This is a genomic window from Kluyvera sp. 142486, assembly GCF_046569695.1.
Lineage (GTDB): Bacteria > Pseudomonadota > Gammaproteobacteria > Enterobacterales > Enterobacteriaceae > Kluyvera.
This window is the reverse complement of sequence record NZ_JBKHUI010000001.1, coordinates 146,401-171,197: the sequence shown is the minus strand read 5'-3', so window position 1 is coordinate 171,197 and position 24,797 is coordinate 146,401. Positions and strand designations below refer to the sequence as shown.

22 protein-coding genes and 1 riboswitch are annotated in these 24,797 nt (G+C 58.4%); of the genes, 13 read left to right on the top strand and 9 right to left on the bottom strand.

Annotation, left to right across the window (positions count from 1 at the left end):
- From ACLGE8_RS00860 to paaY, 6 genes are all read left to right on the top strand, one after another.
- Positions 1-1,419 carry a 3-hydroxyacyl-CoA dehydrogenase gene (locus ACLGE8_RS00860; RefSeq protein WP_410995844.1) on the top strand — a complete coding sequence of 473 codons (1,419 nt, stop codon included), beginning with the start codon at positions 1-3 and terminating at the stop codon, positions 1,417-1,419.
- Complete coding sequence (gene paaI, locus ACLGE8_RS00855; RefSeq protein WP_185666268.1) at positions 1,412-1,834, top strand: hydroxyphenylacetyl-CoA thioesterase PaaI; 423 nt, start codon at positions 1,412-1,414, stop codon at positions 1,832-1,834. Before ACLGE8_RS00860 ends, paaI begins: the two co-directional genes overlap by 8 nt.
- Positions 1,834-3,039 carry a 3-oxoadipyl-CoA thiolase gene (gene pcaF, locus ACLGE8_RS00850; protein ID WP_410995843.1) on the top strand — a complete coding sequence of 402 codons (1,206 nt, stop codon included), beginning with the start codon at positions 1,834-1,836 and terminating at the stop codon, positions 3,037-3,039. The genes paaI and pcaF overlap by 1 nt, the downstream gene beginning before the upstream one ends.
- A 28-nt stretch (positions 3,040-3,067) precedes the next feature.
- Complete coding sequence (gene paaK / locus ACLGE8_RS00845) at positions 3,068-4,384, top strand: phenylacetate--CoA ligase PaaK (protein WP_410995842.1); 1,317 nt, start codon at positions 3,068-3,070, stop codon at positions 4,382-4,384.
- Between the two features lie 157 nt (positions 4,385-4,541).
- Positions 4,542-5,468: a phenylacetic acid degradation operon negative regulatory protein PaaX gene (paaX, locus tag ACLGE8_RS00840; RefSeq protein WP_185666271.1), complete on the top strand. Its 927-nt coding sequence runs from the start codon at positions 4,542-4,544 to the stop codon at positions 5,466-5,468.
- A gap of 11 nt (positions 5,469-5,479) precedes the next feature.
- Positions 5,480-6,076, top strand: coding sequence for a phenylacetic acid degradation protein PaaY (gene paaY / locus ACLGE8_RS00835; protein ID WP_410995841.1), 597 nt, complete (start codon positions 5,480-5,482; stop codon positions 6,074-6,076).
- A 106-nt stretch (positions 6,077-6,182) separates the two neighbouring features.
- Here the strand turns inward: paaY and ACLGE8_RS00830 are convergent, their stop codons facing one another.
- Positions 6,183-7,073 (bottom strand): LysR family transcriptional regulator, encoded by an 891-nt coding sequence (locus tag ACLGE8_RS00830; protein ID WP_410995840.1) that lies wholly within the window; start codon positions 7,071-7,073, stop codon positions 6,183-6,185.
- Positions 7,074-7,175: 102 nt separating this feature from the next.
- Between ACLGE8_RS00830 and ACLGE8_RS00825 the strand changes: the two genes are divergently transcribed.
- Positions 7,176-7,730, top strand: a complete 555-nt coding sequence (locus ACLGE8_RS00825) for an AAA family ATPase (protein ID WP_410995839.1) — start codon at positions 7,176-7,178, stop codon at positions 7,728-7,730.
- Between the two features lie 71 nt (positions 7,731-7,801).
- Positions 7,802-8,029, top strand: a complete 228-nt coding sequence (gene pptA, locus ACLGE8_RS00820) for a tautomerase PptA (protein WP_410995838.1) — start codon at positions 7,802-7,804, stop codon at positions 8,027-8,029.
- A gap of 91 nt (positions 8,030-8,120) precedes the next feature.
- Here pptA and ACLGE8_RS00815 read toward each other — a convergent pair whose 3' ends face one another.
- Complete coding sequence (locus ACLGE8_RS00815) at positions 8,121-8,702, bottom strand: flavin reductase family protein (protein WP_410995837.1); 582 nt, start codon at positions 8,700-8,702, stop codon at positions 8,121-8,123.
- A gap of 209 nt (positions 8,703-8,911) precedes the next feature.
- Here ACLGE8_RS00815 and ACLGE8_RS00810 point away from each other — a divergent pair, with 209 nt between their 5' ends.
- The 5 genes from ACLGE8_RS00810 (at position 8,912) to ACLGE8_RS00790 (ending at position 14,135) form a co-directional block, all read left to right on the top strand.
- Positions 8,912-9,616, top strand: a complete 705-nt coding sequence (locus ACLGE8_RS00810; protein WP_333496987.1) for an ABC transporter ATP-binding protein — start codon at positions 8,912-8,914, stop codon at positions 9,614-9,616.
- The gene (locus ACLGE8_RS00805) at positions 9,613-10,572 is read left to right on the top strand and encodes an ABC transporter substrate-binding protein (RefSeq protein WP_410995836.1); all 960 of its coding nucleotides are present in this window, start codon (positions 9,613-9,615) and stop codon (positions 10,570-10,572) included. Before ACLGE8_RS00810 ends, ACLGE8_RS00805 begins: the two co-directional genes overlap by 4 nt.
- 97 nt (positions 10,573-10,669) lie before the next feature.
- Entirely contained in the window at positions 10,670-12,322 is a 1,653-nt protein-coding gene (locus tag ACLGE8_RS00800) for an ABC transporter permease (RefSeq protein WP_410995835.1), read from the top strand.
- Between the two features lie 78 nt (positions 12,323-12,400).
- Positions 12,401-13,246: an N-hydroxyarylamine O-acetyltransferase gene (gene nhoA / locus ACLGE8_RS00795; RefSeq protein WP_185666281.1), complete on the top strand. Its 846-nt coding sequence runs from the start codon at positions 12,401-12,403 to the stop codon at positions 13,244-13,246.
- 100 nt (positions 13,247-13,346) lie between these two features.
- Positions 13,347-14,135 (top strand): MBL fold metallo-hydrolase, encoded by a 789-nt coding sequence (locus ACLGE8_RS00790; RefSeq protein ID WP_410996091.1) that lies wholly within the window; start codon positions 13,347-13,349, stop codon positions 14,133-14,135.
- Between the two features lie 128 nt (positions 14,136-14,263).
- On the opposite strand, the gene ACLGE8_RS00785 is transcribed toward ACLGE8_RS00790, so the two are convergent.
- From ACLGE8_RS00785 to ACLGE8_RS00755, 7 genes are all read right to left on the bottom strand, one after another.
- Complete coding sequence (locus ACLGE8_RS00785) at positions 14,264-15,277, bottom strand: magnesium transporter (protein ID WP_410995834.1); 1,014 nt, start codon at positions 15,275-15,277, stop codon at positions 14,264-14,266.
- 54 nt (positions 15,278-15,331) lie between these two features.
- Positions 15,332-15,515: riboswitch (M-box (ykoK) riboswitch) on the bottom strand.
- Between the two features lie 269 nt (positions 15,516-15,784).
- Positions 15,785-16,465: a respiratory nitrate reductase subunit gamma gene (gene narI / locus ACLGE8_RS00780; RefSeq protein ID WP_410995833.1), complete on the bottom strand. Its 681-nt coding sequence runs from the start codon at positions 16,463-16,465 to the stop codon at positions 15,785-15,787.
- Complete coding sequence (gene narW / locus ACLGE8_RS00775; protein WP_410995832.1) at positions 16,462-17,157, bottom strand: nitrate reductase molybdenum cofactor assembly chaperone; 696 nt, start codon at positions 17,155-17,157, stop codon at positions 16,462-16,464. Before narW ends, narI begins: the two co-directional genes overlap by 4 nt.
- Positions 17,157-18,683, bottom strand: coding sequence for a nitrate reductase subunit beta (gene narH, locus ACLGE8_RS00770; RefSeq protein ID WP_331387900.1), 1,527 nt, complete (start codon positions 18,681-18,683; stop codon positions 17,157-17,159). The genes narW and narH overlap by 1 nt, the downstream gene beginning before the upstream one ends.
- Positions 18,680-22,420: a nitrate reductase subunit alpha gene (locus tag ACLGE8_RS00765; protein WP_410995831.1), complete on the bottom strand. Its 3,741-nt coding sequence runs from the start codon at positions 22,418-22,420 to the stop codon at positions 18,680-18,682. Before ACLGE8_RS00765 ends, narH begins: the two co-directional genes overlap by 4 nt.
- 137 nt (positions 22,421-22,557) lie before the next feature.
- A complete protein-coding gene (locus ACLGE8_RS00760) occupies positions 22,558-23,943 on the bottom strand; it encodes a NarK family nitrate/nitrite MFS transporter (protein ID WP_410995830.1) in 1,386 nt (461 codons plus the stop codon).
- A 176-nt stretch (positions 23,944-24,119) separates the two neighbouring features.
- Positions 24,120-24,701 carry a TetR family transcriptional regulator gene (locus ACLGE8_RS00755; protein ID WP_410995829.1) on the bottom strand — a complete coding sequence of 194 codons (582 nt, stop codon included), beginning with the start codon at positions 24,699-24,701 and terminating at the stop codon, positions 24,120-24,122.
- Positions 24,702-24,797: the final 96 nt, after the last annotated feature.

Genomic DNA, 24,797 nt, shown 5'->3' with positions numbered 1-24,797 from the left:
ATGAGCCAGACTCTTCACACCGTCGCCGTGATTGGCGGCGGCACCATGGGCGCCGGGATTGTCGAAGTGGCGGCCAGCGCCGGGCACGCGGTGTTGCTGTACGACATTTCCGCCGAGGCGATTACTCGCGCCATCGACGGCATTGCCCAGCGTCTGAACGCCCGCGTTAGCCGCGGCAAAATCAGCGCCGAGCAGGCACAGGCGTTGCTGGCACGTATTACGCCAGCAACTGAATTAACGCAGCTTGCCGACGCGCAGCTGGTGATTGAAGCCGCCTCCGAGCGACTGGAGATTAAAAAGGCGCTGTTCAGCGAGCTGGCGGAGCTTTGCTCGCCGTCAACGCTGCTGACCAGCAACACCTCGTCTATCTCCATTACCGCGATTGCGGCGGGCATCAAACACCCGGAACGTGTGGCGGGGCTGCATTTCTTTAACCCGGCACCGGTGATGAAACTGGTGGAAGTGGTGAGCGGGCTTGCCACCTCAACGGAAGTGGTCGAGCAGCTTTGCCAGTGCGTAACCGCCTGGGGCAAACAGCCGGTGCGCTGCCGCTCTACGCCGGGCTTTATCGTTAACCGCGTGGCCCGCCCGTTCTACGCCGAAGCCTGGCGCGCGTTGGAAGAGCAAGTGGCATCAGCGGAAGTGATTGATGCCGCGCTGCGCGACGGCGGCGGTTTCCCGATGGGGCCGCTGGCGCTGACCGACCTTATCGGCCAGGACGTCAACTTTGCGGTGACCTGTTCGGTGTTTAACGCTTTCTGGCAGGACCGCCGTTTTCTGCCATCGCTGCTGCAACAGGAGCTGGCGCTGGCAGGGCGTTTGGGCAAGAAGAGCGGCCACGGCATCTATCGCTGGCCGGTGGAAAATCAGCCCGAACTGGCGCTGGCTGCCGTCTCTGCTGACCGCGCGGCGAAGACCGTTAAAGGTGACGTTGTCACCGAGTTGGACGATGTACTGCTGCTGGAAACCACCGGTGAAACCGCGCTGGCCTTAAGCGTGCAGCACAAGCGCCCGGTGGTGGTGTATGACCATGCGGCGGGCGATACCGTCGTCCTGGCAAGCGCGGAAACCAATCCGGATTCAGCCACCGACAAAGCGGTGTACTACTTCCAGCAGCAGGGCAAAAACGTGCTGCGTATTGCCGACTACCCAGGGCTGCTGGTGTGGCGCACGGTGGCGATGCTGGCGAACGAAGCGCTGGATGCAGTGCAAAAAGGGGTCGCTAACGCGGACGATATCGATACCGCGATGCGCTTAGGGGTGAACTACCCGCGCGGGCCGCTGGCCTGGGGCGAGTCGCTTGGCTGGGGGCGTGTGCTGCGTCTGCTGGAAAATCTACAACAGCACTATGGCGAAGAACGCTATCGCCCCAGTGCGCTGCTGCGCCAGAAAGCGCTGATGGAGATGCGTCATGAGTAATGAAGCCTGGCGCAACGCCCGCGCCATGTACGAGAAAGACACCTGCGCTCAGGCGCTAGGGATAGAAATTATTGAGATGGACGACGGCTACGCGCAGATGACGATGACCGTGTCGCCCTCGCAGCTAAACGGCCATCAGACCTGCCACGGCGGCCAGCTTTTCACCCTGGCGGATACCGCCTTTGCCTACGCCTGCAACAGCCAGGGGCTGGCGGCGGTGGCGTCGGCGGCCAGCATTGATTTTCTGCGCCCGGCCTTTGCGGGCGAGAAATTAACCGCCACCGCCCGGGTCAAGCAGCAGGGCAAACTGACCGGCGTGTATGACATTGAAATCGTCAACCCGCAGCAAAAAACCGTAGCGCTGTTTCGCGGCAAATCGCACCGCATCGGCGGCACTATTACAGGAGAAGTCTAATGCGTGATGCATTTATTTGTGACGGTATTCGTACCCCGATTGGCCGCTACGCAGGTGGCCTGGCCGGGGTTCGCGCCGACGATCTGGCGGCGATCCCGTTGCGTGAGCTGCTAAGCCGTAACCCGAAGTTAGATCCAACCTGTATTGATGACGTGATTTTCGGCTGTGCTAACCAGGCCGGGGAAGATAACCGTAACGTCGCGCATATGGCAACGCTGCTGGCGGGCTATCCGTTCGGCGTTTCCGGCACCACCATTAACCGTCTGTGTGGCTCCGGCCTTGACGCGATTGGCTTCGCCGCGCGGGCCATTAAAGCGGGTGATGCGGACCTGATGATTGCCGGTGGCGTAGAGTCAATGTCCCGCGCGCCGTTCGTGATGGGCAAGGCGACCACGCCGTACCAGCGTCAGGCCGAGATGTTTGATACCACTATCGGCTGGCGTTTTGTGAACCCGCTCATGCAGCAACAATTTGGTACTGACAGCATGCCGGAAACGGCAGAGAATGTAGCAGAATTGTTAAACATCAGCCGTGAAGACCAGGATGCCTTTGCTTACCGCAGCCAGCAGCGTACCGCCAAAGCGCAGCGCGATGGCATTCTGGCGCAGGAAATTGTGCCGGTGCAGATTATCGGTAAGAAGGGCGCGGTCAGCGCGGTGCGTGAAGATGAGCACCCGCGCGCGGAGACCACCCTGGAGCAACTGGCTTCGCTGAAAACCCCGTTCCGTAAAGGCGGCGTGGTGACGGCAGGCAACGCGTCCGGCGTGAACGACGGGGCGGCAGCGCTGATTATCGCCAGCCAGCAGCAGGCCGCCGCGCAGGGCTTAACGCCGCGTGTGCGTATTGTCGCCATGGCGACCGCGGGCGTTGAACCGAAGTACATGGGGCTTGGGCCGGTTCCGGCGGTGCGTAAAGTGCTGGAGCGCGCGGGGCTGAATATTAACGATATGGACGTGATTGAGCTGAACGAAGCTTTTGCCGCCCAGGCGCTGGGTGTGCTCAGACAGTTGGGGCTGGCGGACGACGCGGCGCATGTGAATCCCAACGGTGGTGCCATCGCCTTAGGCCATCCGTTAGGCATGAGCGGCGCGCGACTGGCGCTGGCAGCGACGCTGGAACTGGAACGACGCAATGGACGCTATGCGCTGTGTACGATGTGTATTGGCGTGGGTCAGGGCATTGCCATGATCCTCGAGCGAGTGTGAGCTAATTGACCTGCGAGTACCCTACAAAATGACAACTACAACAACATTAGATCCGATTGAAACCGCATCGCGTGATGAGTTACAGGCCCTGCAGACCGAGCGCCTGAAGTGGACGCTGAAACACGCCTACGAAAATGTGCCGATGTACCGCCGTAAGTTTGACGCGGCGGGTGTACACCATGACGATTTTCATGAGCTGAGCGATCTCGCTAAATTTCCCTGCACCACCAAGCAGGATCTGCGCGACAACTATCCATTCGATACCTTCGCAGTGCCGATGGAGCAGGTGGTACGTATCCACGCGTCGTCCGGGACCACCGGCAAGCCAACCGTCGTTGGCTATACGCAGAACGATATTGATACCTGGGCAAACATCGTTGCCCGTTCACTGCGCGCCGCTGGCGGCTCAGCGAAGGATAAAATTCATGTGGCCTACGGTTACGGCCTGTTCACCGACGGCCTGGGCGCGCACTACGGTGCTGAACGCTTAGGGGCGACAGTGATCCCGATGTCCGGCGGCCAGACTGAGAAACAGGCGCAGCTGATCCGTGATTTCAAACCCGACATGATCATGGTGACGCCGTCTTACTGCCTGAACCTGATTGAAGAGCTGGAACGCCAGATGGGCGGCGACGCACGCGGCTGTTCGCTGCGTACCGGCGTCTTTGGCGCTGAACCGTGGACCACCGGCATGAAGGCGGAGATTGAACGCCGCCTCGGCATTACCGCGCTGGATATCTACGGCCTGTCTGAAGTGATGGGGCCGGGCGTGGCGATGGAGTGTATTGAAACCGCCGACGGCCCAACCATCTGGGAAGATCACTTCTTCCCGGAAGTGGTTAACCCGGAAGACGGTACGCCGCTGGCCGACGGCGAGCACGGCGAACTGCTGTTCACCACGCTGACCAAAGAGGCGCTGCCGGTGATCCGCTACCGCACCCGCGACCTGACGCGTCTGCTGCCGGGCACCGCCCGCACCATGCGCCGTATGGATCGCATCAGCGGTCGCAGCGATGACATGCTGATTATTCGCGGGGTGAACGTTTTCCCATCGCAGGTGGAAGAAGAGATCCTCAAGATTGAACATCTGGCGCCGCACTACCAGCTGGAAGTCGATCGCCGCGGGCATCTTGATTCACTTTCGGTTCGCGTGGAGCTGAAAGAGAGTAGCCTGGTGCTGAGCCACGAGCAGCGCTGCCAGATTTGCCACCACCTGCGTCATCGCATTAAGTCGATGGTCGGCATTTCTACCGACGTCAGCATCGTCAACTGCGGCAGCATTCCGCGCTCCGAAGGCAAGGCCTGCCGCGTGTTTGACCTGCGCAAAGCCGCCGCCAACGGCTAACCCAGTAGGCCTGATAAGCGTAGCGCCATCAGGCAGAACGGCGCAACGCTGCCGGATGGCGGCGTTGTCTTATCCGGCCTACAAACTCCTGGCGTTTCGCTGCTGTATTCCTGTGCTATGATTCAAAAAGGACAAAAACAACAACACTATGAATCATATGGAAAAACTCGATAGCTTTATTCAACAGGCGGTCACCGCGATGCCGATCAGCGGCACCTCGCTGATCGCCTCGCTGTATGGTGACTGTTTATCTCAGCGCGGGGGGGAAGTCTGGCTTGGCAGCGTGGCGGCGCTGCTGGAAGGACTGGGTTTTGGCGAACGCTTTGTGCGTACCGCGCTGTTTCGCCTCAACAAAGAAGAGTGGCTGGACGTGGTGCGCATTGGCCGCCGCAGCTTCTATCGCCTGAGCGACAAAGGGCTACGCCTGACGCGCCGCGCCGAGAGCAAAATTTATCGCGCCAACGCCCCGGAGTGGGACGGCACCTGGCTGCTGCTGCTTTCCGAAGGGCTGGAAAAAAACACCCTCGCCGAAGTCAAAAAACAGCTGATCTGGCAGGGGTTTGGCGTGCTTGCGCCGAGCCTTTTGGCCTCGCCGTCGCAAAAGCTGGCGGACGTACAGTCGCTGTTGCATGAAGCGGGCGTGGCGGAGAACGTGATTTTCTTCGAAGCCCATTCGCCGCTGGCGCTCTCCCGCGCCGCGCTGCGCGAGCGGGTAGAGGAGTGCTGGCATCTGACCGAACAGAACGCCATGTATGAAGCGTTTATCACGCTGTTTCGCCCGCTGCTGCCGCTGCTGCGCGATGCCGAGGCGGATGAGTTAACGCCGGAGCGCTGCTTCCAGATTCGCCTGCTGCTGATCCATTTCTACCGCCGCGTGGTGCTGAAAGACCCGCTACTGCCGGAAGAGCTGCTGCCCGCCCATTGGCTCGGCCAGACCGCGCGCCAGCTCTGTATCAACATCTATCAACGTGTGGCCCCAGGGGCGCAGGCTTTCGTCAGCGAAAAAGGCGAAAGCTCAGTGGGCGAACTGCCCGCGCCGGGGCCGCTCTATTACCAGCGTTTTGGGGGATTACCCGAAGCGTAACAGGAGATGCCATGCCGATTTATCAGATGGACGGAATGACCCCGGTGGTTCCGACGGAAAGCTACGTTCACCCGACCGCCGTACTCATAGGCGACGTGATCCTTGGCAAAGGGGTTTACGTTGGGCCAAACGCCAGCCTGCGCGGCGATTTTGGACGTATCGTCGTCAAAGATGGCGCGAATATCCAGGATAACTGCGTGATGCACGGTTTCCCAGGCCAGGACACCGTGGTGGAAGAGGACGGGCATATCGGTCACGGCGCGATTCTGCACGGCTGCGTGATTGGTCGTAATGCGCTGGTCGGCATGAGCGCGGTGATTATCGACGGCGCGACCATCGGTGAGAACAGCATCGTTGGCGCGTGCGCATTCGTGAAGGCGCGGGCGGAGATGCCTGCGAATTACCTGATTATCGGCAGCCCGGCGAAGGCGATTCGCAGCTTAACCGAGCAGGAGCTTGAGTGGAAAAAGCAGGGGACTCGCGAGTATCAGGTGCTGGTTGAGCGATGCCAGAGAACGCTGGTTGCCGTGGAGCCGCTAACCGAAGCCGAGCCGGACAGAAAGCGCCTTGAGTTTGACGAAAACCTGCAGCCTAAATCCGCTATTTAGCTCAGGACTCCTAAGGGAATGTGGCCTGATAAGGCAAAGCCGCCATCAGGCATTGGTGCACATTGCCGGATGGCGGCTTCGCCTTGTCCGGCCTACAACATCGTCTCTACGCGAAGCGCAGCGCCTCCACCAGCAACGCAAACGCGGTGGTGTGCTGCCGACGGCTTGGGTAATACAGGTAATAACCCGCAAACGGCACGCACCAGTCGGCCAGCACGTGCTGCAAGCGCCCGGCGGCAACGCCCTCCGCAATTGTGTCTTCCGGTACATAGGCCAGTCCTAATCCCGCCTCGGCAGCCTCGATACGCTGCGGCAAGCAGTTAAGCGTTAATTGTCCCTCAACCCGCACCCGCAGCGGCTCGCCGTCGTGCTCAAACTCCCACGCATACAGCCCGCCTTTGGTTGGCAGACGCATATTGATACAGCGATGCTGCTGCAATTCATGCGGCGTTTGCGGCACCCCGTGACTTGCCAGATAGTCCGGCGACCCGACCACCGCCATGCGCATATCCGGGCCGATGCGCACCGCAATCATATCCCGCGCCACCTGTTCCCCTAAGCGGATACCCGCATCAAACCGCTCATCGACAATATCCGTCAGGCCGTTATCGACGGTGACCTCTATATTGATATCCGGGTACTGCTGCATAAACGGTTTGATACGCGGCCAGATAATGGTGTTCATCGCGTGTTCACCCGCCGTGAGGCGGATATTGCCCGCCGGGCGCTCGCGGGAGTCGCGCAGGGCGGCAATCTCCTGCGCAATCTCCTGCAAATGCGGGCTCAGGCGCTGGTAGAGCTTTTCGCCCGCCTCGGTCGGAGCCACGTTGCGGGTGGTGCGCGTCAGCAGACGCACGTCGAGACGGCTTTCCAGATTGCGCATGGCATGGCTGAGCGCCGACTGTGATACGCCTAATTGCGCCGCCGCGCGGGTAAAACTGCGCTCGCGCGCCACGACCATAAAAGAGATGAGATCGTTGATGTTGTCTTTAAGCATGGGATATGGCCATTAATGAATCTGGTTCATAGCTCCAGAAGGATTTTTTTAGTTTAATGTTCGTTGCGTGATATGCAACCCGGGAACGTGAGTGAGAGACCAATGAAAATCAACGTGGTAGGCACCAGCGGCGTGGGTAAGTCAACGCTGGCAAAGCGTCTGGCGACGCTGTTTTCCGTGCCCTATATCGAAATGGATACGCTGTACTGGCGGCCAGACTGGCAGGGCGTCACCGATGAGGAACTCTTTACCGCGCTGAGACAGGCAACCGCGGCGCCCGGCTGGGTGCTGGACGGTAACTACAATCGCAGCCGCCCGGTAAAGTGGCGCGAGGTGGATCTGGTGGTGTGGGTGGACTACAGCTTCTGGCGTACTTTCCGTCAGGCAGTCTGGCGCGCCGCAGGCCGCGCGTGGCGACAGCAGGAGCTGTGGCCGGGTACCGGAAACCGTGAGAGCTTCCGGCGTTCTTTTTTCAGCCGTGACTCCATCATCCTCTGGACGCTGAAAACCTGGCGGCCAAATCGCGAGCGCTATCTACGTGATATGGCCGATCCGGCCTGGCAGCATATTCGCTTTGTGCGGCTGCGTAATCAGCGCGAAACCGAAGCATTTATCACGCAGTTACAGGCGGAAAAAGCGCAGCAATCTGCCGCTTAAGCGCACGAAAAGGCAGTGGTTTACGCCAGGCTATGGTAGCTTTATGGCTCTAACCATAAGGAGCCCTGCAGATGCCACACGTTGATATCAAATGTTTTCCCCGCGACCTGAACGATGAACAAAAAACCGCGCTGGCGGCGGACATCACCGAAGTGCTGATTCGCCATCTGAGTACCAAAGACAGCTCCGTAAGCGTCGCCCTGAACCAGGTGCAGCAGAGCGACTGGCAGCAGGTGTGGGACACCGAGATTGCCCCGCAGATGGATGAGCTGATTAAAAAACCCGGCTACAGCATGTAAGCCATTCGTAGCCCGGCCAAGCGAAGCGCCGCCGGGGAGGCTCGGCGCTATTCCCGGCGGCGCTGCGCTTGGCCGGGCTACCAGTATCAGGTTACTCCTCAGGCGTGTTTGCTCGGATCTGTTTTCCGCTTGCCACAAAGGTTCCCGCGCCGAGATGATGCAGCGTATTGCGCTTATCGTCGTCGAAATTCCAGCGCCCGGCGACGAATGCCTGTTCATCCGCCGCGGCGGATACCACTTCACCAAACAGCGTATCGTACTGCCCGGCGGCAGCCGTGGCGGGCAGCAGTCGGCACTCCATCCACGCCAGGCACTTCTCTTCTATCATCGGTAGCCCCAGCACCGGGCCTTTCACCACCGGAATCCCGTAGGCGTTGAATTTATCCTCCTCGCGCCCGCTGATGCTGCCTACCGCGTAGGTCCAGCTGGCGGCGGCGACGCTCGGCACCACAATGCCGAAGGTGCCGTTACGCTCAATAATTTCCCGCGACCAGGCGCTCTTATCCACCACGATAGCGATGCGCGGCGGCTCGAACTCCACCGGCATTGACCAGGCGGCGGCCATCACGTTGCGGCGCTGTGAGTCGACGTCGAAGCTGGTGATGAGGATGGTTGGGCCGTGGTTGAGCAGGCGGCTGGCGTGATGAAGTTCAACGGGGCGAAAACGGCTCATAAGGATTTCCTGAATAGTGGGATGCAATTAGCTACACACTAAATCGCCATAAAAGCGTAATCAATACGTCATATCACCTGCCTATAGTCGCCAGCACTAAGTCCCAAAGAGGATAACAATATGTTGGCTCCCCTGATGTTTATGCAGGTGAGCGCGGCCCGTCGGATTTCGACCACGGGTAAAGCACCGCTTTCCATTCGGGGAGGGCGATAATGCGCGCGCTGACTGGCATTCGGCTCGATGGCGTTTCCTTCGCTTTCGGCGCCACCACCGTTCTTAATCACATCAACCTGCAGATCGATGCAGGCAGCATCGTGGCATTGCTTGGGCCTTCCGGCTGCGGCAAAAGCACGTTACTGCGCCTGCTGGCAGGGCTCACCGTTCCCGCTGAAGGTGAAATCCATTTCGGCGACCGTCTGATTGCCAGACCCGGCTGGGGGCTACCGCCCGAGCAGCGGGATATCGGCATGGTTTTTCAGGATTACGCGCTGTGGCCGCATATGACCGCCGCTGAAAACGTCGCCTTTCCGCTGCGAATGCGCGGCGTGGCCCGAGATGAACGGACGCGTCGGGTTAATGATGCGCTGGCGATGGTCGGGCTTTCAGGCTTCGGCGAACGCAAGCCTTCCGGGCTCTCCGGCGGACAGCAGCAGCGCGTGGCGCTGGCACGGGCGATCGTCGCCGAACCTCGGGTACTGCTGTTTGATGAACCGCTTTCCAACCTCGATAGCGAACTGCGTGAATCGTTATGTCTGGAGATGAGCCGACTGCTGCGCCAGCTTGGTATCACCGCCGTCTACGTCACCCATGACCGCCGCGAGGCCGAACTGTTGGCTGACCGAATCGTGCACCTTTCTGCGGGCAGCATTGCTGCTGTTCGCACCGTTGCTTCTACCTCAGGGGAACTTGTATGAAATCCGTTAAAAAAGGCGTTGCGCTCGCGATGATGTTATCTGCTTCGATGATTTCCAGCGCCCATGCGCTGACCGTATACACCGCTGGCCCAGGTTCGCTGGCCAAGAATCTGGCAAGCGGCTATGAAAAGAAAACCGGCGTGAAGGTGAATATCTTCCAGGCCACCACCGGCAAGGTGATGGCGCGTCTGGAGGCCGAGCAAGCTAACCCGCAGGCGGACGTGCTGATTTCCGCCTCGTGGGACACCGCTGAAGATTTACACGGCCGCGGCTGGCTGCTGCCGTATCAGAGCGGGAACGCCGATAAGGTGCCGGCGGCGCTGAAATCTGCCGACTATGTGGCGCAGGGTATTTCAGCGCTGGGGATTGTCTGGAATACCAAAAGCGGTACTCCAGAGCCGAAAGAGTGGCGCGACCTGACCGAAGCGGCCTTTAAAGACAAAGTTACTACGCCTGACCCGGCGCTTTCCGGCGCCTCGCTCGATTTGCTGATCGGGTTACAAAACGGCATGGGCGATAAAGCCTGGGCGCTGTTTGATGAGCTGAAAAAGAACGGCATGGTGGTGAGCGGGCCGAACGCGCAGGCGGTGACGCCGGTGATGCAGGGGGCGAAAGCAGCGGTATTTGGCGCGGTGGACTATGTCTCCTACGGCAATATCGATCAGGGCGAATCGCTGAAGGTGATTTTCCCGGCCAGCGGCACGGTGATTGCGCCCCGCCCGATGATGATCCTCAAAACCACCCAGCATGCGGATGAGGCGAAAGCCTTTGTCGACTACGTACTGTCGCCGGAAGGCCAGGCGATGGTGGCCGAGGCGTGGCTGATGCCTGCGCGCAGCGATGTGCCGGCGAAGCGCCCGCTGCTGAAAGACCTGAAAGTGCTGCCAACCACCAGCGATGGCAGCAGCGAGCGCAGCGCCGTGCTGGCTCGGTTTAACACGTTGTTCGGGCAGTAAATCTCCGTAGCCCGGCCGAGCGAAGCGACGCCGGGAATCAGCTTGGTGCACAACCCGGCGGCGCTTCGCTCGGCCGGGCTACGATCTGGAATTTCGGGTGAAACAAAAATCCCTCTCTATTGTGACCCTCATCGCGCTGGTGGTGCTGGTGGCGTTACCGCTCTTTTTTATCCTGTTACAGGCCATTTTTCCGCAGTTCAGCGCCGGTTCGCTGCATCAGCCGTTTAGCGGAATTTCTGCTTTGCTAAGCGATCCGCAGTTGATGCCGATGCTGGGCGGTACTTTGTGGATTGCTTGCGGCGTGGCGTTGATGAGCGTGATTATCGGTCTGCCGCTCGGCGTGCTGCGCGGGCTGTTTAACCTGCCGCTGCCGAAGCTGTGGGATCTGCTGTTTTTAATTCCGTTTCTCACGCCGCCGTATATCGCTGCGCTCTCCTGGATGCTGGTGTTGCAGCATAACGGCTACCTGCAGCAGCTGACCGGGTGGGATCTCAACGATCTGCTGTTTAGCCGCGCCGGGATCGTGCTGGTGATGACCCTGAATATCTTTCCTGTGGTCTATTTTGCCGTCTCGCGTAGCCTGCTGGCGAGCGGGCAGCGGCTGGCTATTGTCGCACGGGTTCACGGCGCGAACGCCTGGCGGGCATTCTGGCACGTCACGCTGCCGATGCTTTCTCCGGCGCTGGCGGCGGGAATGCTGCTGGCCTTCACTCTGGCGATTGAAGAGTACGGCGTTCCCGCCGCACTGGGCTCACGGGCTGGCGTGGTGATGCTCACCGTGGGTATTGAGAAAAAGCTCGCGGACTGGCCTATCGATCTCACCAGCGCGTCGTTGCTCTCGGTGCTGTTGATTACCGTGGCACTGCTGGCCTGGTGGCTGCAAAAACGGCTGACGGGAACGACGGAAGTGACCAGCGTTACCGGAAAACCGGGGGAGAACAGCGGGGCGGCGCTTGGTGTTATGACGTTGCCCGCGCTGCTGGTCATGGGGGGCGTTGGCGGGCTGGCGGTGCTGCTTCCCGGTGCATCAATGGTGGCAACCAGCCTGATGGGCACGCTCTCCGGCGGGGTGAATAGGGGCAACTTTACGCTGAAACACTTTAGCGCATTGTTCGCGCAGCAGGGCGATGCGCTGTCGGCGCTGGGTACCAGTTTATCGCTGGCGCTGGCGTCAGCGCTGATTGTCGGGCTTCTCGGGCTGGTGGCGGCCTGGCTGGTTCTGGTTCAGAAAATCAAAGGCACCGCGCTGATTGACGCGCTGTCGCTGATGCCCGCGGCGCTGCCGGGAGTGGTAGTGGGCGTTGGGCTGATTCTGCTGTGGAACCAGCCGTTCTGGCCGGTCTCTCCTTACAATACGTGGTTTATGCTGCTGCTCTCTTATTGCTGCCTGTTGCTGCCATGGCCGGTGCGCTATGTCGGCAGCGCGCTGCGTCAACTGGGGAATAACCTGGAACCGGCGGCGCGGGTGCACGGTGCGTCGCCGTGGCAGGCGCTACGGCTGATTGTGCTGCCGCTGGTGTTCCCGGCGCTGCTGGCGGCGATGCTGATGGTGTTTGCGGTGGCCTCCCGCGAGCTGGTGACTTCGCTGCTGCTGGCTCCTGCGGGAACGCAGACCGTGGCGGTGTTTATCTGGCGGCAGTTCGAGCAGGGTTCGGTCGGCCAGGGAATGGCGATGGCGAGCCTGACGCTGTTCGTCGGGCTGGCATTAATGCTGACCGCGCTGGGGTTAATGCAGCGAAGTACACGGTAGGTTAACCGATCGCACAAATCGGCCAGTGGACGGGGCGAAATAGGTTATAAAGAACGGACACCAACGCTGGAGGCTTTGATGACCCCTTTCTTAAGCGCCTATTTTGCCCGTCTCGGCTGGACGGGAACCCCCGACGTATCTATTGAGACGCTGCGCAGTCTGCATATCCACCACAACAGCGCCATTCCGTTCGAGAACCTCGACGTGCTGTTGCCGCGCGAGATGCACCTCGACGATCAATCGCTGGAAGATAAGCTGGTTCACGCGCGTCGTGGCGGCTACTGCTTCGAACAAAACGGTCTGTTTGAGCGCGTGCTGCGTGAACTCGGTTTCCACGTGCGCAGCCTGTTGGGTCGCGTGGTGCTGGCGCATCCGCCGCAGATGCCGCCGCGTACTCACCGCCTGCTACTGGTGGACGTCGATGGTGAGCGCTGGATTGCTGACGTTGGTTTCGGCGGCCAGACGCTGACCGCGCCAATCAAGCTGCTGGCAGATATCACCCAGACCACGCCGCACGGCGACTACCGTCTGCTGTATGAAAACCAGGAGTGGATTTTACAGTTCAGCCATCACGACCACTGGCAGTCGATGTATCACTTCGATTTGGGCCGCCAGTACGCGTCGGATTACGTGATGGGCAACTTCTGGTCGGCACACTGGCCGCAGTCGCATTTCCGTCACCATCTGCTGATGTGCCGTCATCTGCCGGACGGCGGCAAAATGACGCTGACCAATTTCCACTTTACCCATTGGGATAACAACCATGTGGTGGAGAAGATTGATTTCCCGGACGTGCCCGCGCTGTACGAAGCGCTGCAAACCCGCTTCGGGCTTGGCGTGACCGATCCGAAATACGGCTTTAGCGTTAGCGAGCTGGCGGCCATTATGGCGGCATTCGACACCCACCCCGAAGCCGGAAAATAACCCGTAACCCGGCCAAGCGAAGCGCCGCCGGGAAGTAGCACAGAGCTAAACCCCGGCGGCGCTTCGCTTGGCCGGGCTACAAATTTTCAGGGATGAGATGATGGCATTAACGATCCATGTGTTACTTGAAAACCAGTTGGCTCGCGGCGCTGATAGCGGACTGAGAGCCAAAGCGGGATTAAGCCTGCTGCTCAAGGATGAAAGTACCTCGATTCTTTTCGACACCGGCCCAGACGACAGCTTCCAGCACAATGCCGCGCAGATGGGTATTTCGTTGGATAACCTTACGGCGACGGTGCTCTCGCACGGTCACTACGATCACTGCGGCGGCGTCCCCTGGCTGCCGGATAACAGCCGCATTATTTGCCACCCGACTATCGGCAACGAGCGCTATGCCGCGCTGAATGTGGCGGGGCGCGTTCATAAAATCAAAAAGCTCTCGCTGGAGATTGATTATGCTCGCCATCGTATGGAGTACACCCGCGCGCCGCTGCACATTAGCGACCGTTTTATCTGGTCAGGGGAGATAGCCGTTGATAGCCCCAAAGCCTACGGCGTGACCGGCGATAAGACGGATTACGTGATAGATGAGGGCGTTTTGATTTATTTGTCTGAGCACGGGCTGGTGATTATTACCGGCTGCGGGCATCGCGGGATTATCAACATTGTGCGGCACTGCCAGCAGATTACCGGAATCGACAAGGTTCACGCGATTATCGGCGGCTTTCATCTGCGCAGCGCTTCGCCGCGTACGCTCTGGCAGGTGAGGCAGTTTTTACAGCAGCTCAAGCCTGATAAGGTGATGGGCTGCCACTGTACCGGTGCGTGGGCCAAGCTGTGGCTGCCGGAGATTATCTCCCCGGCAACCGGCGACACCTTCATCCTGTAGCCCGGCCAAGCGAAGCGCTGCCGGGAATTAGCACCGTGCCAAACCCCGGCGGCGCTTCGCTTGGCCGGGCTACGGGAATGTAGGCCTGATAAGCGTAGCGCCATCAGGCATTCAGCAGCGGTAACGGGTTAGTTTAACCCCAGGAAATGCTGGGCGATTTTGAAGTAGATAATCAGCCCGGTGCCGTCAATCAGCGTGGCGATAAACGGCGCGGAAACCACCGCCGGGTCGATGCCGACGCGTTTGATAACCAGCGGGATCACCGAGGAGACGATTGCGCTCCAGATGGTAACGCACACCAGCGTCAGGCTGACGATAAAGGTAATTTCCGGGCCAATGCCCATGATCCACGCCCGCAGGCAACCTGCCGCGCCAAGAGTGATGGCAACCAGCATCGCCGTCGACATCTCTTTACGCAGAATACGCCCCAGATCCCTCAGTCCCACTTCGCCCAGCGCCATGGCGCGCACCAGCGTTGAGGTGATCTGCGTGCCGCTGTTGCCCCCGGTGCCAATCAGCAGTGGGATAAAGAACGCCAGCGCAATGGCGGACTCCAGCGCCTCTTCAAAGTGCTGGATAACGGTGCTGGTGTAGGCTTCGGCGATAAACAGCAGCAGTAGCCAGACGGCGCGTTTTTTCCACAGCGTCACCGGGCTTATCTCCAGATACGGTTTTTCCAGCGGCAGGGTGGCCCCCTGAAGCTGCGCGTCTTCGGTGATTTCATCGGCTAACAGCTGGTCTATCTCTTTTTCATTCAGGCAGCCGATAAGTTTGCCGTTTTCAATCACCGGTAGCAGCGTCAGCCGATGCTTTTCGATAAGTCCCGCCGCCACGTCGCGGGTATCGTCCGGGCCGACGTGGAATAAGGTGGTGGTCATCAACTGCGCGACCGGCTGATTATCATCGGACGCCTGTAACAGCGTGCGCGTTGATAATATTCCACGCAGGTTGTCACCGGACACCACGAATACGGCGCAGGGGAAGTGGTCGTTATTTAATTGTCGCAGGAACATCTCGCGCGCTTCTTTTACGCTGAGCGGTTCCGGCAGCGAAATAAACGTGTTCGACATGTAGCTTGCAATATTATCGCCCGTTACAGGAGCGGTTGGGTAGTGCGGCGCAGTGGCATGAATATAAGACATCAAAATGTTCCCTATAGAAATTCTATATAGGGCGAACAAAACTGGAAGAGCTGAGAAAAATCCCTACGTCCCGGTTTTAGCACTGAACAACGTATCTGTACGGCCTTGAGCCGTCAGAAGTTATCTTGGCAACACCTTGATTCGATGGATGCCTGTATTTCCCTGTGATGGTCTCTCTCGATACCACCAGGGCGATAACTTATGTTTATTCAGGAGCCTCGCCATAACAAGATTATTAATTACGATGCTGAGTGAATTTATATTTTCCGTGTACCTCAGGTGCCACGGCAAATTCAACGAGCGTAATATAGCGCGTTATTATTAATTGCGGTGCTGAAAGATAAAGTGGTTGAGATTAGGTTTAGTATTTTGTTTGTGGCATAAAAAACCCGGCGTCGCGATGCTCGGCCAGGTTAGATGTAGGCCTGATAAGCGAAGCGCCATCAGGCATTTGGTGCTGGTTGCCGGATGCGGCGATGCCTTATCCGGCCTACAGGGGCCGAGTTGCTATCGGCGTGAGCGCACGACCTGATAACGACGTGTCAGGTATTCCACCGGTGCGCTCCAGACGTGCACCAGACGGGTGAACGGGAACAGCAGGAAGATGGTCATGCCGAGTACCAGATGCACGCGATAAACCCAGGCCACGCCGTCCAGGTGTGCAGACGCGCCGCCGTGGAAGGTGACTACCGCCTGCGCCCAGTCGACCAGCTTCAGCATTTCGCTGCCGTCCGGGTGCTGCGCGGAGAACGGAATGGTGCTCAGGCCGAGGCAGCACTGAATCAGCAGAATGCTGAGGATCAGAATATCCGCCGTCGACGAGGTGGCGCGAATGCGCGGGTTGAACAGACGACGAATCAGCAGGCCAGCGCCGCCGACCAGCGTAAGCACCCCGCAGGCACCGCCGAGGATCATCGCCATCAGCTGTTTCTGCGACAGCGGCAGCCAGGATTCATACACCCAGTGCGGCGTTAACATGCCGAAGAAGTGGCCGAAGAAGATCCCCAGAATACCGACGTGGAACAGGTTGGACCAAATCACCATCCCGCGCTTGTCGAGCATCTGGCTGGAGGAGGCGCGCCAGGTGTACTGACCGTAGTCGTAGCGCAGCCAACTGCCCAGCAGAAACACCGTGCCGCAGAGGTAAGGGTAGATGTCGTAAAAGAAGACGTTGAGGTACTGTATCATTTCGGGCCTCCCGCACGGACGTCCACGTACTGTGGCGCCACGTCCTGGCTAAAGCGTCGTTGATAGCTTTGCAGCGGGGAACTGTCGCAGGTGGTGGCGTTATCTTCGATAAACTTCACCTGTTCCTCTTCCCAGACCGCATCCAGCGCCTGGCGGGTATCGTCTCGTGCTTCGCCCGCCACCTGTTTTGTGACACTGTCACTTGATAATGATGTATTGGCCAGCGCCAACAGGGTATCGAACAGCTGATACCACGGGGCCTGGCGCTGTTTCAGTCGCCCGCCAATCAGCGCCAGAATCGGCGCCACGTTTTGCAGGCCTTCCTGCGCCTGAGCCTGTGGCAGAATGCTGAGATACTCGAGATAGAGCGGCAGATGGTCAGGCAGTTCGCGGCAGTCGAGCTGCAAACCGGCCTGTTCGTACTGCGACATGAGCTCAACCATCGCCTGACCACGGTCACGAGATTCCGCATGTACGTGTTCAAACAGCATGAGTGACGTCGCGCGGCCGCGCTCGAAAATCTCGCACCATTCCGCCTGCTTATCGAGCAGCGAGGCCGCCAGGTGCTGTTCGAGGAACGGGCGCAGCGCTGGGGCGTCGCTGTCGATTAACGCAAACAGCTCATCCTTGTTGTCCCAGCTGAGCTCATCGGGGTACTCCAGCAGCAGCCCGATGATTTTCAGGATCCGCATTAGTTTTTCTCCCCGATGTTGATGGCGTCGATACGATGGCTGTTAAACAGGTTGAACTTGGTGTCCGACCCGTGGCAGCCGTCGCCGAAGGTGAAGCCGCAGCCCTTGCTTTCCGGGAAGGCATCTTCCGCCATTTCACGGTGGCTGGTTGGGATCACGAAGCGGTCTTCGTAGTTGGCGATCGCCAGATAGCGGTACATCTCTTCAACCTGTGCCTCGCTTAAGCCCACTTCTTCAATTGCGCGGGTATCGGTCACGCCCTCAACGGTCTGAGAACGTTTGTAGTGACGCATCGCCATCATGCGTTTCAGCGCGCGCAGTACCGGGCCGGTATCGCCCGCGCTAAGCATATTCGCCAGGTACTGTACCGGAATACGCAGGCTTTCTACCGCCGGCAGAATGCTGTCGGTTTTTGGCAGACCACCGGCATCAGCAACCGACTGAATTGGTGACAACGGCGGCACGTACCAGACCATCGGCAGGGTGCGGTATTCCGGGTGCAGCGGCAGGGCGAGCTTCCAGTCCATCGCCATTTTGTACACCGGTGAACGCTGGGCGGCATCGAGGGTGTTCTGGGTGATGCCCTGTTTCAGCGCCTCTTCAATTACCGCCGGGTCGTGCGGGTCAAGGAACACGTCGCACTGGCGCTCGTAGAGATCGGTTTCATGCTCGGTGCTGGCGGCTTCTTCAATGCGGTCGGCGTCATACAGCAGCACGCCAAGGTAGCGAATACGGCCCACGCAGGTTTCTGAGCAGACCGTCGGCTGGCCGGATTCAATACGCGGGTAGCAGAAGATGCATTTTTCGGACTTGCCGCTCTTCCAGTTAAAGTAGATCTTTTTGTACGGGCAGCCGGTGATACACATACGCCAGCCGCGGCATTTGTCCTGGTCAATCAGCACGATGCCGTCTTCTTCACGCTTGTAAATCGCACCGCTCGGGCAGGTGGCGACGCAGCTTGGGTTCAGGCAGTGTTCGCACAGGCGCGGCAGGTACATCATGAAGGTGTTTTCGAACTGGCCGTACATCTCTTTTTGCATCGCTGCAAAGTTCTGGTCGTGGGCGCGTTTTTCAAACTCGCCGCCGAGCAGCTCTTCCCAGTTCGGACCCCACTCAATTTTGTTCATCCGCTGGCCGCTAATCAGCGAGCGCGGGCGGGCGGTCGGCAGGTTTTTACCTTCCGGCGCATTGTGCAGGTGCTGGTAGTCGTAGGTGAACGGTTCGTAATAATCGTCAATACCCGGAATAAGCGGGTTGGCGAAGATTTTCGACAGCACACCCAGACGGCCGCCCATGCGCGGGGTCAGTTTTCCGCTGATGCCGCGCACCCAGCCGCCTTGCCATTTTTCCTGGTTTTCCCAGTCTTTCGGGAAACCGATGCCCGGTTTGGTCTCGACGTTGTTAAACCACGCGTATTCCATCCCTTCGCGGCTGCTCCAGACGTTCTTACAGGTCACGGAGCAGGTGTGGCAGCCAATGCATTTATCAAGGTTTAAAACCATCCCAACCTGGGAGCGTATTTTCATTTTGCTGCCTCCTGAACCTGGTCATTGCCTTCATCATCCAGCCAATTAATGTTTTTCATTTTGCGGATCATAATGAACTCATCACGGTTCGAACCGACCGTTCCGTAGTAGTTGAAGCTATAGGCCAGCTGCGCATAGCCGCCGATCATATGGGTAGGTTTTGGGCAGATACGGGTGACCGAGTTATGAATACCCCCGCGTCGTCCGGTGACCTCCGAGCCTGGAATGTTCATGATGCGTTCCTGGGCGTGGTACATCATGGTCATGCCCGGTGGTACACGCTGGCTCACCACCGCACGGGCGGTGAGCGCGCCGTTGGCGTTGAATGCTTCAATCCAGTCGTTATCGGCGATCCCCAGCTCTTTGGCATCGGTTTCGCTCAGCCAGACGATCGGCCCGCCGCGCGACAGCGTCAGCATCAGCAGGTTTTCGCTATAGGTGGAGTGAATGCCCCATTTCTGGTGCGGCGTCAGGAAGTTCAGCGCTTTTTCCGGGAAACCGTTCGGCGGAATTTCCTTCATATGGCTGACGCTGCGGGTGTCGATTGGCGGGCGATAGGCCACCAGGCTTTCGCCGAAATCGCGCATCCACGGGTGATCCTGATACAGCGACTGACGGCCCGACACGGTGCGCCATGGGATCAGTTCGTGCACGTTGGTGTAACCCGCGTTATAGGAGACGTGTTCATCTTCAAGGCCGGACCAGGTCGGGCTGGAGATGATTTTGCGCGGCTGCGCCTGAATATCGCGGAAGCGAATCTTCTCGTCTTCTTTGTTGGTCGCCAGATGGGTGTGGTTGAGGCCGGTAAATTCGCCCAGCGCTTCCCAGGCTTTTACCGCTACCTGACCGTTGGTTTCCGGTGCGAGGGTGAGGATGACTTCGGCGGCATCAATCGCTGTCTCAATGCACGGGCGGCCTTTTGCCGGGCCGTCGAGCTTGACGTAGTTGAGCTTGCCGAGGAAATCTATCTCGGTCTGGGTTTTCCAGCCGATACCTTTGCCGCCGTTGCCGAGTTTGTCCATCAATGGGCCAAGCGAGGTAAAGCGCTCGTAGGTGGCGGGATAATCACGTTCGACCGCGATAATGTTCGGCGCGGTTTTGCCCGGGATCAGGTCACATTCGCCTTTGCGCCAGTCCTGAATGGCGAACGGCTGCGCCAGCTCCGCCGGAGAGTCGTGCTGCAGCGGTTGTAGCACCACATCGGTTTCAACGCCGAGATGCCCCTGACAGATTTCCGAGAACGCTTTGGCGATGCCTTTGTAGATTTCCCAGTCGCTTTTTGATTCCCACGCCGGGTCAACGGCGGCGGAGAGCGGGTGAATGAACGGGTGCATATCCGAGGTGTTCATATCGTCTTTTTCGTACCAGGTAGCGGTCGGCAGGACGATATCGGAGAACAGGCAGGTGCTGGACATACGGAAATCGAGGGTCACCAGCAGGTCAAGTTTGCCCTCAATGGCGGCGGTCTGCCATTCCACTTCTTCCGGTTTGACGTCGTCGGTCGAGCCCAGATCGTCGCCCTGAATCCCGCTGTCGGTCCCGAGCAGGTACTTCAGCATGTATTCGTGGCCTTTACCGGAAGAACCCAGCAGGTTGGAGCGCCAGATAAACAGGTTACGCGGGTGGTTCGCGCCGTTGTCCGGCTGCTCGCTGGCAAAACGAATATCGCCAGATTTCAGCCCCTGAACGGTGAACTCCTGCGGCGTCATGCCTGCCGCTGCGGCCTTCGCCTTCACGGTTAGCGGGTTGAGGTTGAGCTGTGGTGCGGATGGCAGCCAGCCCATACGTTCGGCGCGGACGTTAAAGTCGATAAGATGACCGGTATATTTATTCGGGTCGGCCAGCGGTGAGAGCAGTTCTTGCGCGGTCAGCTTCTCATAGCGCCACTGGCTGGCGTGGTTGTAGAAGTAGGAGGTGCTGTTCATCTGGCGCGGTGGGCGGTTCCAGTCCAGCGCGAAGGCCAGCGGTAGCCAGCCGGTTTGCGGACGCAGCTTCTCCTGGCCCACGTAGTGCGCCCAGCCGCCGCCGCTCTGACCGACGCAGCCGCAGAACACCAGCATGTTGATCATCCCACGGTAGTTCATGTCCATGTGGTACCAGTGGTTAACCCCGGCACCGAGGATTATCATCGAACGGCCGTGCGTTTTGTGCGCGGTGTCGGCGAACTCGAGGGCAATCTTTTCGATGTTGTGGCGCGATACGCCGGTGATCTGCTCGCCCCAGGCCGGGGTGTAGGCTTTTACTTCATCGAAGCTTTTCGCCGCCAGGTCATCGTCCAGACCGCGGTCGAGGCCGTAGTTCGCCAGTACCAGGTCATAGACGCTCACTACCAGACGGCTGCTGCCATCGGCAAAGGTCAGCTGTTTTGCCGGCAGCTTGCGCACCAGAATCGGGTCTTGTTTGACGCTGCGGAAGTGCGGGTTTTCGTTGCCGCCAAAGTAGGGGAACGCCACGTCCGCGACGGTATCGCGGTTATCCAGCAGTGACAACGTCAGCTCGGTCTCTTTGCCGGAGGCCAGCGATTCGAGGTTCCATTTGCCTTTTTCGCCCCAGCGGAAGCCGATAGAGCCGTTAGGCACTACCAGTTCGCCGTCGCGGTTGTAGGCCACGGTTTTCCATTCCGGGTTATTGGCTTCCCCCAGCCCATCCACCAGATCCGACGCACGCAGCATACGGCCTGCGGTATAGGAACCGTCGTCGCGGCTGTCGAGCATCACCAGCATCGGCATGTCGGTGTAGCGGCGGCAGTAGTTGATGAAGTATTCGCTCGGGTTATCGAGGTGGAAGGCTTTGAGGATCACGTGGCCCATCGCCATGGCCAGCGCGCTGTCGGTACCCTGTTTCGGTGCCAGCCACTGGTCGCTGAGCTTGGCGACTTCCGAGAAGTCTGGGGTGATGGCGACGGTTTTAGTGCCTTTGTAGCGCACTTCGGTGAAGAAGTGTGCGTCCGGGGTACGGGTCTGCGGCACGTTGGAGCCCCAGGCGATGATATAGCTGGAATTGTACCAGTCGGCGGATTCCGGCACGTCGGTCTGCTCGCCCCAGGTCATTGGTGACGCTGGCGGTAAGTCGCAGTACCAGTCGTAGAAGCTTAAGCAGGTGCCGCCAATCAAGGAGAGATAGCGGGTACCGGCGGCGTAAGAGACCATCGACATCGCCGGGATAGGCGAGAAGCCCGCCACGCGGTCGGGGCCGTACTTTTTAATTGTCCAGACGTTGGCGGCGGCAATCAGCTGGTTAAGCTCTTTCCACGATGAACGCACAAAGCCGCCTTTACCGCGTGCTTGCTTATAGCTCTGGGTCTTTTCCGGGTCTTTCATGATGCTGTCCCAGGCCACCATTGGGTCCGGGTGCTCGGCGAGGGCTTCACGCCACAGCTCAATCAGCTTTTTACGCGCCAGCGGGTATTTCAGACGGTTGGCACTGTAGAGATACCAGGAGTAGCTGGCACCGCGCGGGCAGCCGCGAGGTTCGTGGTTAGGCAGGTCAGGGCGGGTGCGGGGATAGTCGGTCTGTTGGGTTTCCCAGGTGACCAGCCCGTTTTTAACGTAGATCTTCCAGCTGCATGAGCCCGTACAGTTCACCCCGTGGGTAGAGCGAACGATCTTGTCGAATTGCCAGCGTTGACGATAGCTGTCTTCCCAGTCACGGTTGTTGTCATACACCTGTCCGTGACCGTTGGCAAAGGTCTCGCCTTTCTGCTTAAAGTAGCGAAAGCGATCCAGTAATTTACTCATGACATTTCTCCTGCTTCGATAATGTTCGGCATCGTGCCTTTGCCGGATGACGATGCTCGCGCATCTTATCCGGCCTACAAGACCGCTCGACCCCGTAGGCCGGATAAGGCGTTAGCCGCCATCCGGCAAATTTCTCGTTATTTTTTTGCCGGTGTGCGTCGGCCATAGACCAGCCACGTCACCAGCACGCAGACGACGTAAAAAACAAAGAACACTTTCATGGCGCCAACCGGTGAACCGGTCATGGCTAAAGAGGTGCCGAAGGCTTTCGGAATAAAGAAGCCGCCGACCGCGCCGATAGCGGAGATAAAACCGAGCGCTGCGGCGGTATCAGTGACCGCTTCGTGCTGGGCTTCTTCATCCGTGCCGCCGCGTTTTTTGACGCTATCGATGGTGATTTGCCGGAAAATCACCGCGATCATCTGGAAGGTGGAGCCGCTGCCGAGACCAGCGGTCAGGAACAGGCCCATAAACACCACGTAGAAGGCCAGGAAGCTGCCGGAGCCGCTGCCTGGCAGCGTCAGGAACAGCAGGCCGGTAAACACTGCCATCAATATAAAGTTCACCAGCGTTACCTTCACGCCGCCAAGACGATCGGAAATCACACCACCGAAGGAACGCGCCAGCGCGCCGATAAACGGCCCGAAGAAGGCGAGTTTGAGAATGTTAACGTCAGGGAACTGGGTTTTCGCCAGCATCGCAAAGCCGGCAGAGAAGCCGATAAATGAGCCGAAGGTCGCCAGATAGAGCAGGCTCAGCAGCCACATATGCGGGCGTTTCAGCACTGGAAGCTGGTCACGCACCGAGGCTTTGGAGCTGGCGATATCGTTCATCCCTACCCACGCCGCAATGGTGGCGATAATCAGCAGTGGTACCCAGATAATGGCGGCGTTGGCCAGCGACAGAATAGAACCGTCTTCCTGCGGCACGCCATGAACGCCAATAAAGGTGAAGATCGGCAGGAAGATCACCGCCGGGGCAACCATCTGCATCACGCTGACGCCAAGGTTGCCGAGCCCACCGTTAATGCCGAGCGCGCTGCCTTGCTTTGCTTTCGGGAAGAAGAAGCTGATGTTGCCCATGCTGGAAGCAAAGTTGGCCCCGGCAAAGCCGCACAGCAGTGCGATGATGATAAATACTTCGTAAGGGGTAGAGGTGTTTTGAATGGCAATGCCCAACCAGAGGCACGGCACCACCAGAATGACCGTACTTAACACCGTCCATTTGCGCCCGCCCAGAATGGGTACCATAAAGGAGTAGGGGACACGTAATATGGCACCAGAAAGTGAAGGTAACGCGGTTAATAAAAAGAGCTGGTCGGTGGTGAAATTAAAACCGACTTTATTGAGATTGACCGCCACTGCGCTAAATAACATCCAGACGCAGAAGGCAAGCAATAAACAGGCAACGGAAATCCACAGATTTCGCCTCGCAATTGATTTTCCTTTATTTTCCCAGAAGCCGGGATTTTCAGGTTTCCACTCTTTTAAAAGATAATGATTCTCTTTCTCGTTATTTACCATATAACCCTCGGGAAATGCGTCATAAAAAAGAAACAAAGGAAAAACAGCGATGTAGGTAGAGGGGATTATTATTGCCAGGCCGTTTTATCGCTTTATCGTTGAAGAATAGATAAAAAAAGCGCGTTGTAAGAAAACGCGCCGTGAATAAAACGTTGTTAATTGTTACTAAATGTAAATTAAGCGGGGTTGAGCTCTAGCGTAATATAATGTTGTATATAGCGAGCGAATATCTCATCACTTATTTCCGCCATCCCTAGTGCATAAATTCCATCTAGTCCACACACTAATGCAATTAATCGCCAGGCAATATTTTCTGCACTGTCTATCGGATGAAATTCATTGGCTGACGAGCCCTGCAGAATCAGCGAGACGGTTTCCTTATGCCACATATCCATCGTCAGCAGATAGGCACCTTTAATTTCGCTGTCGCTGTCTGCCAATAGTTGTGCTTCCCGCCACAGACGTATGTAGGGCTCAAGGCGTCCATCGTCGCTGCCAAGCATCGAGAAGAGTCGGTCGTGCCAGCTGGCATCATCGGCCACCAGCGGCATATCGAGCATTTCACGGATCAGCCTGACAAAGGCGAGGGATTTGAGTTCACCAATAGAGGTGAAGTGGTGATGTACCTGGCCGCTGGATACACCGGCGACGCTGGCAATATTGCGTACGGTCATGGCGTTAAACCCCCCGTTTAGCGCCACCTGCATGGCGGTTTTGAGGATCGCTTCCCGCCGTTCTTCTCGGGTTAAATAATTCATTTTTCTTCGTTTAAGTAGGGTTTAACTGAGGATAACAAAGAATTGGACATACGTTCAACAATCCGGCAGGATCCCGTTCCTGGACGCATGTCCAAC